This window comes from Burkholderia pyrrocinia (genome assembly GCF_018417535.1).
GTDB classification, from domain to species: Bacteria; Pseudomonadota; Gammaproteobacteria; order Burkholderiales; family Burkholderiaceae; genus Burkholderia; species Burkholderia pyrrocinia_E.
The window spans coordinates 2,752,685-2,765,623 of the sequence record NZ_CP070977.1; the positions used below are offsets into that span (position 1 = coordinate 2,752,685).

General features: G+C 65.7%; 10 protein-coding genes and 1 riboswitch. Of the genes, 6 read left to right on the forward strand and 4 right to left on the reverse strand.

Annotated elements, in window-relative coordinates:
- Nucleotides 1-22 precede the first annotated feature (22 nt).
- Nucleotides 23-1,159 carry an FAD-dependent oxidoreductase gene (locus JYG32_RS12765; protein ID WP_213263742.1) on the reverse strand — a complete coding sequence of 379 codons (1,137 nt, stop codon included), beginning with the start codon at nucleotides 1,157-1,159 and terminating at the stop codon, nucleotides 23-25.
- 234 nt (nucleotides 1,160-1,393) lie between these two features.
- Nucleotides 1,394-1,516, reverse strand: a riboswitch (TPP riboswitch).
- Between the two features lie 270 nt (nucleotides 1,517-1,786).
- Between JYG32_RS12765 and JYG32_RS12770 the strand changes: the two genes are divergently transcribed.
- The 4 genes from JYG32_RS12770 (at nucleotide 1,787) to JYG32_RS12785 (ending at nucleotide 7,052) form a co-directional block, all read left to right on the forward strand.
- Nucleotides 1,787-3,559 carry an ABC transporter ATP-binding protein/permease gene (locus JYG32_RS12770; RefSeq protein WP_213263743.1) on the forward strand — a complete coding sequence of 591 codons (1,773 nt, stop codon included), beginning with the start codon at nucleotides 1,787-1,789 and terminating at the stop codon, nucleotides 3,557-3,559.
- Complete coding sequence (locus JYG32_RS12775; RefSeq protein ID WP_213263744.1) at nucleotides 3,556-4,323, forward strand: SDR family NAD(P)-dependent oxidoreductase; 768 nt, start codon at nucleotides 3,556-3,558, stop codon at nucleotides 4,321-4,323. Before JYG32_RS12770 ends, JYG32_RS12775 begins: the two co-directional genes overlap by 4 nt.
- Nucleotides 4,324-4,480: 157 nt before the next feature.
- Complete coding sequence (locus JYG32_RS12780; RefSeq protein ID WP_174380579.1) at nucleotides 4,481-5,743, forward strand: MFS transporter; 1,263 nt, start codon at nucleotides 4,481-4,483, stop codon at nucleotides 5,741-5,743.
- 25 nt (nucleotides 5,744-5,768) lie between these two features.
- Nucleotides 5,769-7,052, forward strand: a complete 1,284-nt coding sequence (locus JYG32_RS12785; protein WP_213263745.1) for a D-amino acid dehydrogenase — start codon at nucleotides 5,769-5,771, stop codon at nucleotides 7,050-7,052.
- Between the two features lie 85 nt (nucleotides 7,053-7,137).
- On the opposite strand, the gene thpR is transcribed toward JYG32_RS12785, so the two are convergent.
- Nucleotides 7,138-7,704 carry an RNA 2',3'-cyclic phosphodiesterase gene (thpR, locus tag JYG32_RS12790; protein WP_213263746.1) on the reverse strand — a complete coding sequence of 189 codons (567 nt, stop codon included), beginning with the start codon at nucleotides 7,702-7,704 and terminating at the stop codon, nucleotides 7,138-7,140.
- Nucleotides 7,701-9,191 (reverse strand): alanine/glycine:cation symporter family protein, encoded by a 1,491-nt coding sequence (locus JYG32_RS12795; RefSeq protein ID WP_213263747.1) that lies wholly within the window; start codon nucleotides 9,189-9,191, stop codon nucleotides 7,701-7,703. The genes thpR and JYG32_RS12795 overlap by 4 nt, the downstream gene beginning before the upstream one ends.
- Nucleotides 9,192-9,730: 539 nt before the next feature.
- Here JYG32_RS12795 and JYG32_RS12800 point away from each other — a divergent pair.
- Together JYG32_RS12800 and JYG32_RS12805 are read left to right on the forward strand one after the other, a co-directional pair.
- Nucleotides 9,731-10,864, forward strand: coding sequence for a lipid II-degrading bacteriocin (locus JYG32_RS12800; protein WP_213263748.1), 1,134 nt, complete (start codon nucleotides 9,731-9,733; stop codon nucleotides 10,862-10,864).
- Nucleotides 10,865-10,941: 77 nt separating this feature from the next.
- Nucleotides 10,942-11,325: a hypothetical protein gene (locus JYG32_RS12805; protein ID WP_213263749.1), complete on the forward strand. Its 384-nt coding sequence runs from the start codon at nucleotides 10,942-10,944 to the stop codon at nucleotides 11,323-11,325.
- A 69-nt stretch (nucleotides 11,326-11,394) separates the two neighbouring features.
- On the opposite strand, the gene JYG32_RS12810 is transcribed toward JYG32_RS12805, so the two are convergent.
- Complete coding sequence (locus JYG32_RS12810; RefSeq protein WP_174380573.1) at nucleotides 11,395-12,861, reverse strand: glutamate synthase subunit beta; 1,467 nt, start codon at nucleotides 12,859-12,861, stop codon at nucleotides 11,395-11,397.
- Nucleotides 12,862-12,939: the final 78 nt, after the last annotated feature.

Below are 12,939 nucleotides of genomic sequence, written 5' to 3' on the forward strand. Positions count from 1 at the left end.
CGGATTCGGTCGGCGGCACGCGTCAGGCCGGCTGGCGCGCGTCGTTGCGGTGATGAAGGAGCGTCGGCCAGCGCGCGGTGTCACGCCACGCGGCGAACGCGTCGGCATCGCCGAACGCGCCGCCGAGCGCGGCTTCTGCGAACGCGACCGCTGCGTGCGCGACTTCCGGCGCGATCATGAAGCCGTGCCGGTACAGGCCGTTGACGGCGAGCGTCGACGCGCCGTCCCAGATCACCGCCGGGCGATGATCGGGCAGCGTCGGCCGGCACTGCGCATTGAGTTCGAGGATGCGCGCCTCGCCGAACGCCGGATGCACGGAGAACGCCGCGCTCAGCAGTTCGAGCGCCGAGCGCACGCTGACGGGCGACATGTCCTCGCCCTCCACCTCGGTCGCGCCGATCACATAAAGATCGTCCTGCTTCGGCGCGATGTACAGCGGATAGCGCGGATGCAGCAGCCGCACGGGCCGTGTGAGCCCGATGCCGGGCGCATGCACGCGTGCGACTTCGCCGCGGATGCCGCGCAGCGCGGGCAGCACAGGTTTCGCGCCGAGCCCGCGGCAGTCGATCGTGAAATGCGCGTCGGGCAGGTTCGCATCGTCGATCGCGACGTGCCAGTGCGCGTCGACGCCGCGTTCGGCGAGGCCCGTCGCGAGCGCGCGCAGTGCCTGGCGGTTGTCGAGCTGGCCTTCGCGCGGCAGCAGCAGCCCGCGCGCAAAGCGGCCCGCGAGCGCAGGCTCGGCCGCGTCGACCTGCGCGCCGGCGAGCGTGACGAAGCCGCCGTCGAACAGTTCGGCCGGCGCGTTCGCGCGCACGCGCCGCTCGAACAGCGGCGCCTCCGCGCGGTCCGCGTGATGCCAGACGACGAGCGTGCCGTGATGCTGGAAGAACACGGGTTCGGGCAGCTCGGCGAGCCATTGCGGCCAGCGCGCGAGCGACGCGGCGCCGAGCTCGGTGATCAGCAGCTCCGCGCTCGCCGCTTCCGCGAGCGGCGCGAGCATCGCGGCCGCGATCCACGCGGCCGACTGCTCGCCGTCCGGGCCGCCGCGCTCGTAGAGCGCGACCCGATGCCCGTCGCCCGCGAGCCGCCATGCGATCAGTCGGCCGACGAGGCCGCCGCCGAGCACCGCGAAATCGGGCCGTGAATCCTGGACGTTCATCGCGCACCCTCCTCGCGAGCCGCGCGAGCGCACGCGACTAACGTCGACGCGCACGCGCCGTCCCGTGCGAACGCACGCGACATCGGGCCGGGAGCCATGCAAAAGACTGAAGATTGTGCGGTCATCATTCCTTCCGTAACGCGCAATGCGCGTACCCAAAAGGACGAAACCGGCAGCAAAGGCCGGCCGGGCGGGACTCGGGCGCTGACCATGTGGGATGGCAGCCAGCGCGGCCCGGCGGGATCAGAAACTTCCCTCGCCGGTATTACCCGGATCGGGTGCGAAGGGTCTTTCTCAGCCTCGCCGCGCCGCCTGGAACATCTGCCGGCCGCGCACGAAGCACCCCTGTTTCGTCGTCGGCCATTAGACCATAAAAGCGGAAAGCGCCGCAAACTGTCCCCCTTGCGGCAAATTCGCCGTCGCGCTTCGCCGCTCTGGCACAATGCCCGCAGGCCGGCCGCACGAGCGGCCGGTTGCCGCGTCACCGCCGGCCCTTAAGTGCCGTTTAAGATGCGCGGGCGACCATCCGGACGCCCGCCGTCAGTCGGCGCCGCGCCCCGGCATGCCGTATCGCGGCGCGCGCCCGGCTTCGCCCGGCCCGCGCGCCGGCTACTCATCAGGAAGCACATGACCCAATCGATCGATCCCGTCCGCTCCGCCGCCTCCGACGCGCCGCAGGACGAGCGCCCGGTATCCGCATGGAGCCTCATCAAGCCCTACTGGGTATCGTCCGAATGGAAATTCGCGTGGGGCCTGCTGGTCACGATCATCGCGATCAACCTCTGCGTGGTCTGGATCAACGTCCGGCTGAACAAGTGGAACGCCGAGTTCTACAACGCGCTGCAGTCGAAGGACGTCCACGACTTCCCGGGCCTGATTATGCAGTTTTCGGCGCTCGCCTTCGCGTTCATCATCCTCGGAGTGTATGGGCTCTATTTGCGCCAGATGCTCGGATTTCGCTGGCGACAATGGATTACCGAACGATTCCTTACAGAATGGCTAAGCGATCGTGCGTTCTACCGGATCGAGCGTGACCGCCTTGCCGATAACCCGGACCAGCGAATTGCCGACGACCTTGCGTCGCTCACGACAACGACGCTGGCATTGTCACTCGACCTGTTGTCAACGGTCGTCACGCTTGTGTCGTTTATCACGATCCTATGGTCACTCGGTGGCGCACTCACGTTCGCGCTCGGCGGGTCGCCCATCACAATTCCTGGCTACATGGTCTGGGCCGCGGCGCTTTATGCTGTCGCGGGCTCGCTTCTGGCGCAAAAGTTCGGCCACCCCCTCGTGTCGATCAATTACCAACAACAGCGTGTGGAAGCAGATCTCCGTTTCGGTTTGATTCGCGTACGCGAAAACGCCGAGCAGATCGCCTTTTACGACGGTGAAGCGACTGAGAACGAAAACGCGAAAAATCTCTTCAAGCGTGTCCGCGACAACTGGTGGCGAGTGATGAAGTACACGAAGCGCCTATCGTTCGTCACGTATTTCTATGGACAGATCGCGATCATTTTCCCGCTCATTGTTGCTGCGCCCCGCTACTTTTCGGGTGCGCTAACGCTCGGCGTACTGATGCAGGTTTCATCCGCATTCAACACGGTCAGTGACTCGTTCTCGTGGTTCATCAACAGCTATCGATCGCTCGTCGAATGGCGCGCCACCGTCAACCGTCTGCGCGAATTCAAGCGCGTGATGGGCACGTCGCACCTGAAGGAAAGCATGTCGCCCGCGACCGAGCACGGCGGCATCAACCTGCACTACGTCGATGCGGCGAAGCTGTCGACGTCGTCGCTCAAGCTCGCGCTGCCGAACGGCAATGCGCTCGCGAACATCGGCAACGTCACGATCGAGCCGGGTTCGCGCTGGCTCGTGATCGGCAAGTCGGGTTCCGGCAAGAGCACGTTCATGCGCGCGCTCGCGGGGTTGTGGCCGTTCGGCGACGGCGCGATCGACGCGCCGGTCGGCGCGCGGATGATGTTCGTGCCGCAGACGAGCTATTTGCCGATCGGCACGCTGAAGGCCGCGCTCACCTATCCGGCGACACCCGATACATTCAGCGACGACGCGTGCCGCGACGCGCTGCGCGCATGCCGCCTCGAGGATTACGTCGAGCGCCTCGACGAAACCGCGCACTGGACGCGCGTGCTGTCGCCGGGCGAGCAGCAGCGTCTTGCCGGCGCACGCGTGCTGCTGCACAAGCCCGACTTCCTGTTCCTCGACGAAGCCACCAGCGCGCTCGACACCGACAACGAGGCACGCCTCTACCACCTGTTCGCCGAACGACTGCCGAAGGCCGCGATCGTCAGCATCGCGCACCGCGAGTCGCTGGCCGCGTTCCACGTCGGCACGATCAACATCGAGCGCGTGAACGTCAGCGACAAGGTCGCGGCGTGAATGCACGCGCCGCGCGCATCGCGCTGATCACCGGCGCAGGCTCGGGGATCGGCGCGGCACTCGCGCGGCGGCTCGCGGCGCCCGGCATCGCGCTGGCGCTGCACGCGCGCGGCGCGGACGACGTGGCGCGGGCGCGGCTCGCCGACGTCGCACGCGCCTGCACGGCAGCCGGCGCGCAATGCATCACGCTCACCGGCGACCTCGCCGCGCCGGGCGTCGCAGCCACGCTCGTCGATGCAACCGCCACGCGCTTCGGCGGGCTCGACCAGCTCGTCGCGAACGCCGGCTTCGCCGCGCGGCAAGCCTTTTCCGATCTTTCCGCGGACGCGCTCGCGTCCGCCTTCGCGGCGATGCCCGGCGCGTTCTCCGCGCTCGCGCGCCGCGCGCGACCGCTGCTCGACGCGTCGGCCGCGCCGCGAATCGTCGCGGTCAGTTCGTTCGTCGCGCACCGCTACCGCGCCGATGCGCCGTTCGCGGCCACCGCCGCCGCGAAGGCCGCGCTCGAATCGCTGGTGCGCACCGCGGCTGCCGAATTCGCCGCGCGCGGCATCACCGTCAACGCGGTCGCGCCCGGCTTCACGCGCAAGGATCACGGGCCGAGCGCCGGCAACGCCGCCGCATGGGCACAGGCCGAACAGGCGACGCCGCTCGGCCGGATCGCCGAACCCGACGACGTCGCCGCATTGATCGCCTTCCTGCTGTCGGACGCGGCGCGGCAGATCACCGGCCAGGTCATCCATGTCGACGGCGGCCTGACGCTCTGACGCGGCATCGACCGCCGCGCCCCTCCCCTGCGTCTCGGTCGAACACGCGCCTTCCCGCAAGAACCTGCATCGGCCTTTTTGGCCGCTCGCATCGCGACCGTAGAATAACCGCCACGCGGCAGCGCGATACGAGACAAGCCAAGAGGGGGCGGCAAGCATGCAGGCATTCCAGTGGTTCAACGAATTGTCGTCGCGCGAGCGCAAGACGCTGTATGCCGGATTCGGCGGCTACGCGGTCGATGCGTTCGACTTCATGATCTACTCGTTCCTGATCCCGACGCTGATCGCCACATGGGGGATGACGAAGAGCGAGGCCGGGATGATCGCGACGAGTTCGCTGATCTCGTCGGCAGTCGGCGGCTGGGTCGCCGGCATCCTCGCCGACCGCTACGGCCGCGTGCGCGTGCTGCAGTGGACGATCGCGACGTTCGCGCTGTTTACGTGCCTGTCCGGTTTCACGCATTCGTTCTGGCAGTTGCTCGCGACGCGCACGCTGCAGGGCTTCGGCTTCGGCGGCGAATGGTCGGTCGTGACGATCATGATGGCCGAGACGATCCGGTCGCCCGAGCATCGCGCGAAGGCCGTCGGCACCGTGCAGAGCAGCTGGTCGTTCGGCTGGGCCGCGGCCGCGATCCTCTACTGGGCGTTCTTCGCGCTGCTGCCCGAGCAGGTCGCATGGCGCGCGTGCTTCTGGATCGGCATCGTGCCCGCGCTGTGGATCCTGTACATCCGCCGCAACGTCAGCGATCCCGATATCTACACGGCCACGCGCCGCGCGCGCGACGAAGGCCGCGTGTCGGGCCACTTCCTCGAGATCTTCTCGCCGCCGCACCTGCGCGCGACGCTGTTCGGCAGCGCGCTATGCACCGGGATGCTCGGCGGCTACTACGCGATCACGACATGGCTGCCCACCTACCTGAAAACCGTTCGCCACCTGTCCGTGTTCAACACGAGCGGCTATCTCGTCGTGCTGATCGTCGGCTCGTTCGTCGGCTACGTGGTCGGCGCGATCCTGTCCGACCGGCTCGGCCGCCGCGCGTCGTTCATCCTGTTCGCGATCGGCTCGTTCTCGCTCGGGATGGCATACACGATGCTGCCGATCACCGATACCGCGATGCTGCTGCTCGGCTTCCCGCTCGGCATCGTCGTGCAAGGGATCTTCGCCGGCGTCGGCGCGTACCTGTCGGAGCTGTATCCGGGCGCGATCCGCGGCTCGGGCCAGGGCTTCTGCTACAACCTCGGCCGCGGGCTCGGCTCGTTCTTCCCGATCCTCGTCGGCTCGCTGTCGCAGTCGATGTCGCTCGTGAAGGCGATCGGCCTCGTCGCGGGCAGCGGCTACCTGCTCGTGATCGTCGCCGCGCTCGTGCTGCCGGAAACGCGCGGCAAGTCGCTCGTCGACGATCCGGCCGTCGCGTCGTGAGCGCCCTCTTCGTTCCGGAAACCGCATGCACGTGATCGTTCTCGGCGCCGGCGTGATCGGCGTCACCACCGCGTGGCACCTGCGCGAAGCAGGCTGCGACGTCACCGTGATCGAACGCGAGGCCGATGTCGCGCAAGCGACGAGCCTCGGCAACGCGGGCGTGATCGCGCCCGGCTACGTGACGCCGTGGGCCGCGCCGGGGATGCCCGGCAAGATTCTCAAGTACCTGTTCAAGCCCGCTTCGCCGCTGATCTTCCGGCCGACGCTCGATGCCGCGCAATGGCGCTGGATCGCGCGCTGGCTGCGCGAATGCGAGTTCGAGCGGTTCCGCGTGAACAAGCAGCGGATGCAGCGCATCGCGTATTACAGCCGCGCGTGCCTGCATGCGTTTCGCGACCGCTATCCGTTCGACTACGGCGCGAGCCGCGGCTACCTGCAACTGTTGCGTGGCGCGTTCGACGTCGAGATGGTGCAGCCCGCGCTGAAGGTGCTGCGCGATGCCGGCATCGCGTTTCGCGAACTCGACGCGGTCGGCTGCACGGCGATCGAGCCGGGCCTGCGCTGGGCGCGGCAGGCGCCTGTCGGCGGCATCTACCTGCCCGACGACGAAGCCGGCGACTGCGCGCTCTTCACGCGCAAACTGCGGGCGCTGTGCGAAGCGAACGGCGTGACGTTCCGTTTTCGCACCGAAATCCGCGCGCTCGACGTCGCTAGCAGCAGGGTACGCGGCGTGCGAATCGATTCACCAGACGAAGGCGCCGCCGCACGACGTGACGCTCCGCTCGCCGCCGACGCGATCGTCGTCGCGCTCGGCGTCGACAGCGCCGCCCTGCTGCGGCCTCACGGCATCGACGTGCCGCTGTATCCGGTGAAAGGCTATTCGGCGACCCTCGCGGTCGTCGACGATGCAAAGGCGCCGCGCGCCGCGCTGATGGACGAATCGCTGAAGACGGCGATCACGCGCTTCGGCCCGACCCTGCGCGTCGCGGGCACCGCGGAACTCGGCAACCGGCACGCGGCGCTGCGGCAGCAGGCGCTCGATACGCTGATGAAGGTGCTCGACGACTGGTTCCCGCACGCGGCCGATCGCGCGTCGGCGCGCTTCTGGGTCGGCCGCCGGCCGATGACGCCCGACGGGCCGCCGCTCCTTGGCGCGAGCGGAATCGACGGACTCTGGCTCAACGTCGGGCACGGCTCGACGGGCTGGGCGATGTCGATGGGTTCGGGAAAGGTGGTGGCGGATCTCGTTACCGGACGCGAGCCGGAGATCGACCTGTCGGGCCTGACGCTCGCGCGCTACGACCGGTAGGCTCGGCGCCGGGCGACACCGTCGGCGCGATGCTCTGGCGCAATACGCGCAGCGCGCGGTCATCGCGATGCATCGCGAGTGCCGCTTACCGCGCCGCCCGGCCTTCCGCCCAGGCAATCGGCGCCGATACGATCGGCCGATGCGACACGCCCTCGTGCGACAGCCGGCTTTCGAACAGCGTCAACGCTTCGATGCGCAGCACGACCGGCCGCGCGGGCGCGCCGCCGTGCGCGGGCTGCCCGACCGCATCGCGCGGTAGCCGCGCGAGCGTCACGTGCGGCCGAAACGGCCGCCGGTCGACCGGCACGCCGAGCTTACCCGGCAGCGCCGCCAGCCCCGTATTCAGCGAGACGCAGGCGGGATCGGCCTCGAGTTCCGCGACGATCAACCTCGCACGCGGCAGGCTCGGCCACCACGCGATCCGCTCGACCGGCAGCAGCGGCAGCGCATGCGCGGCTGCGAGCGCGGGCAGGTGCGAGGCCAGCGCGTCGCACCGTTCCCGTTCGATCGCGCCGATGAACGCGAGTGTCATATGCAGTTGCGCGGGCAGCGTGCGCCGCGCACCGCGGGTGACCGGCAACGCGTGCAGCGCGTCGCGCGACGCCGCATCGGGTATCAGCGCGACGAACGCACGGAGCCGGTCGCCGTTCATGACTCGCTCACCGCGGCACGCGGCGCGCTCGCCGTCTCGGCCGAAACCGGACGCTGCGGCAGCGGGCCGTGCTCGCCCCACACGTCGGCCGGCAGCACGCGCGCGAGCTCCGGGATCGTGTTGCGCGTGAACACCGGATCGGCGATACCTGCCGCGCGCTGGCGGCGATAGTCGACCCACGCGGCGTGCGCATACTTGCCGAGCGCGAGGATCGCGATCAGGTTGACGATCGCCATCAGCCCCATGCTCGTATCGGCCATCGCCCACACGAGCGGCAGTTGCCCGACGCTGCCGAACATCACCATCCCGAGCACCGCGACGCGGAACAGCGGCAGCACGCCGCGCCGCTTCGTGATGAATTCGACGTTGCCTTCCGCATACGCGTAGTTGCCGATCACCGACGAGAACGCGAGGAAGAAAATCGCGACCGCCATGTAGATGCCGCCCCAGTCGCCGACGTGGCTCGAGATCGCGCGCTGCGTGAGCGCTGCGCCTTCCATGCCGGTGCCGAGCTCGTACTGGCCCGACAGCAGGATCACGAACGCGGTCGCGCTGCAGATCACGATCGTGTCGACGAACACGCCGAGCATCTGGATCAGCCCCTGCGTGACGGGATGCCGCGTGCTCGCGGTCGCGGCCGCGTTCGGCGCGCTGCCCATCCCTGCTTCGTTCGAGAACAGCCCGCGCTTCACGCCGATCGCGATCGCCTGGCTGACCGCATAGCCCGTCAGGCCGCCCGCCGCCTGCTCGAGGCCGAACGCACTCTTCACGATCAGCACGATCATACCGGGCACCAATGCGATGTGCGTCGCGACCGCGTAGACCGCGAGCGCGAGGTAGCCGATCGCCATCAGCGGCACGATCACCTGCGCGACCGTCGCGATGCGGCGGATGCCGCCGAAGATGATCGGCGCGCTCAGCAGCACGAGACCGAGGCCGACCGTCTCGCGGCTCCAGCCGAACGACGTATGGAACGCATCCGCGATCGCGTTCGCCTGTACCGCGTTGAACACGAAGCCGAACGCAAGGATCAGCGACAGCGAAAACAGCACGCCGAAGCCGCGCGAGCGCAGGCCGGCCTGGATGTAGTACGCGGGGCCGCCGCGATAGCTGCCGTCCGGGTGCGACACCTTGAAGATCTGCGCGAGCGTCGCCTCGACGAACGCGGACGACATCCCGACCAGCGCCGTCATCCACATCCAGAAGATCGCACCCGGCCCGCCGACCGTCAGCGCGACCGCGACGCCGGCGATGTTGCCGGTGCCCACGCGGCTCGCGAGCCCGGTCGCGAATGCCTGGAACGACGAGATGCTGCCCGGCTCGCCCTTGCTGCCGACCAGTTTCATGCTGAGGAACAGCGCCTTCAACTGGATCATCCGGAACCGCAACGTAAACCACGCACCGGCGCCGAGCAGCAGCGCGATCAGCACGTAGTTCCACAACACGCCATTGACGGCGTCGATCAGCCCATGCGCGAATGCTTCCATCCAGAGTCCTTGTAAATAGGGTCAGTCATATGCAGTCACCGCGAACGCGGCCTGAGGGGCGACATGATATGACAGTTTCCAAGAATAATTACAAAATGAAAGGATTCGGCATCATGACAAATCAAGGGGCCGATCTCTCCTGATCAGATGCGTCAACACGCCCCCGTCACCTTAGACAATCTCCCGTGACTGTTTGACACATTGCTCAGTCAACAGGACACGCAGAGAAAAGTGTTTCCGCATTTCGACTTTTCTCGGCCCTTACCCGGACGATACACAGCGGTAGCCGATCGGTAGACCGACCACGCGTCCTCAGCATCCCCACATCCAGAGCCGGCGCCCGGCTAGTTCCGAGACAAGGAAGCGCGGTCGCATGCTCTCGGGAATCTCTTTTGATTGCGCTTCGTAGAAGCGTTCCGGATGACTCCCCCACGAGTACGTGCCGGACAAACTCCTTGCACACAGCATAAAAAAATATAACCGTCTCATTCTCAGGCATGCGAATCAATCATCTAAATCAACACTGCACGGGATATGAAATGACGAAGCATAACCCTTTGAAACAGACAAGCCACGCCTCTGAAGAACAACAACAGCCTTTGATGCGACGACGTCTTCTGGTCGCGTCAACCGTGCTCCCGTTTGGCACGCTGCTGAAGCATGCGACGGCCATGGCTCAGAACAACGTCCTCCCGCCCATCGAGATCACTGCACCGAGGCCGCCCGACTTTAATTTTGGCGATTTCGGTATCAAGGTAAACGAAATTCCCGGCGCCAACCCCGGCGCCGGAATGCCGGCACCTTCGATTTGCTTCAATCAGTATTGCACATCGAACTTCATGTTGCTTTTTGCAAACACGGGCAACATGATCCGCGCCACCGAGATGTTTCTCAAACATCTCCAAGTCTTCGGGGGCAACGACACAAAATTCTGGCGTAATCAATTAATGCTGGTGGGCGGCTTCACTCCTTGGCTGGCCATCGGTGGCTACAAATATTTGCCCGGCGCCAATCAATACGGATTCAATTTCGAACCAGGAACATATGCCAACATCACTGCGCTATTCGGCATCTATATCGGACAATCAAGCGGCATCCAGCCAACGAGCACATTCGCGTCGTACGGCAATCCGCTGATGTTCGTCGAAGCACTCAATCATTGGATACACGGAGACGGAACTCAACGAACCGTCCATATTGAATCACTCAACTTGAAGATGAGCATCCTCGATTTCTCGGAAATATCGAGAGCCATTGAAAATCCCGGATATGGCCCCGGCATCTACTCGTTCGACACCGGTTTCAGCACCAACATCTTCAATCACGGGACAAAGGATCTCTGGAGTGCCGCAGTCTTCGGGCGAGTATCCGGCAGGGTACGTGGCACGCTTGAAATGCTGGAGGACGATACATATCGATTCGTCGGTTACTACTCACTCAATCCCGACAAGTTCGATGCAGATCCTTCAAACCGGCCATTTCTGCAGGAGGCTGCGACGACGATCCTGTCCAAGCTCGGCGCCACCCTGGGACATAAGGACTATCAAATCAACTTTTTCGGTGAAAAAAGTCTTACGTTCTCTGGCCAACGACCTGTCAAGAATGCAGGCACACGCCCCCCGCAGGCAGTCCATAGGCCGTCGTTCGGTGGACTGATGCGACCGACTCGCTAGCAGGCCCCCGAGAGGCTCCGGAAATTCGACTGCCCGGGTCAACCCCGCATTTTGTTCATACCCACATTGAGCGCCTCATGATTTCCAGAGTCATACGCGGAATCCTCCGGCTAGTTCTCTGGCTAGTTATCGCAGCGATCGGCACCTATGCGCTACTGTTCGTCGTCGTTGCGACTTCCCGATATGAGCGGACCGAAGGCAGTTGCCCTGACATGTCTCTCGATACGCTACGAAACAAGGTCCTGCTACGTCTCGAGGAACAAGGAATACCGCTGGACAGCATCCGGTTCGACGGTGCGCCGCAGTATCACGCGTGGAAACTGGGCATGTGGGAATTCCCGCTGCTCATTGACGAAACCAGATACATCGCGATGATCGACTGCAACGAACAGCTTTCAAGCTATTGGCAAGTCAAAGATCAGCCAGTCGACAAAACCGGACAAGCTCACGATCGCCGATAACTTCACAAAAAAAACCGGGCGCCCTTTCGGACGCCCGGCTCTCATCGAAACCCGCTCGCGCTATTCAGCTCAGCGCGGCAGTTCCGTATGCCCCATCAGGTACGCATCGACCGAGCGTGCGCACTGGCGGCCTTCGCGGATCGCCCACACCACGAGCGACTGGCCGCGACGCATGTCGCCCGCCGCGAACACCTTGTCGACCGACGTGTAGTACGAACGATCGCCTTCGGTCGCCGCACGCGCATTGCCGCGCGCGTCTTTCGCGACGCCGAACGCGTCGAGCACGGGCGCTGCCGGCTGCGTGAAACCCATCGCGAGCAGCACGAGATCGGCCTTCATCTCGAATTCGGAGCCCGGCACTTCCTGCATCTTGCCGTCCTTCCACTCGACGCGCACCGCGATCAGCTTCTCGACCTTGCCGTTCTTGCCTTCGAGACGCTTCGTCGCGACCGCCCAGTCGCGCTCGCAGCCTTCCTCGTGCGACGACGACGTGCGCAGCTTGATCGGCCAGTACGGCCACACGAGCGGCTTGTGTTCCTCTTCCGGCGGCTGCGGCAGCAGTTCGAACTGCGTGACCTGCTTTGCGCCGTGACGGTTCGATGTGCCGACGCAGTCCGAACCCGTATCGCCGCCGCCGATCACGATCACGTGCTTGCCCTTCGCGAGCAACTGGTCGACGAGCTTGTCGCCCGCGTTCACGCGGTTCTGCTGCGGCAGGAAGTCCATCGCGAAATGGACGCCGGCGAGCTCGCGGCCCGGCACCGGCAAATCGCGCGGCGTTTCCGAACCGCCCGCGATCACGACCGCGTCGAATTCTTCCTTCAGCGTGTCCGGCGAAACGGTTTCCTTCGCGAGGCTGCCGATCGATTCGGGCAGCGGATCCTTGCCGATGAACACGCTGGTGCGGAACGTCACGCCTTCCGCTTCCATCTGGCGCATGCGGCGGTCGATCAGCCACTTCTCGAGCTTGAAGTCGGGGATCCCGTAACGCAGCAGGCCGCCGACCCGGTCGTTCTTCTCGAACACCGTCACGTCGTGGCCCGCGCGCGCGAGCTGCTGCGCGGCGGCGAGGCCCGCGGGGCCCGAACCGACGACCGCGACCTTCTTGCCCGTCTTGTACTCGGCCGGCAGCGGCTTCACCCAGCCTTCCGCCCAGGCCTTGTCGATGATCGCGTGCTCGATCGACTTGATGCCGACCGGGTCGTCGTTGATCCCGAGCGTGCACGCGGCCTCGCACGGCGCCGGGCAGATGCGGCCGGTGAATTCCGGGAAGTTGTTGGTCGAGTGCAGGACTTCGATCGCCTGCTGCCAGTCCTGGCGGTAAACGAGATCGTTGAAGTCCGGAATGATGTTGTTGACCGGGCAGCCGTTGTTGCAGAACGGGATGCCGCAATCCATGCAGCGCGCGCCCTGGACCTTCGCGTCCGCGTCGGTCAGTGCCGCGACGAATTCCTTGTAGTGCTTCACGCGCGTGAGCGGTGCTTCGTACGCCTCGTGGCGGCGTTCGAACTCCAGAAAACCGGTTGCCTTGCCCATAAGGTGCTCTTCTGTTCGGTGTATCGGGTGGGGGAGCCGCGCGCGGCAGTCATGCGCGCGCGGCATTCGCTATGTCGT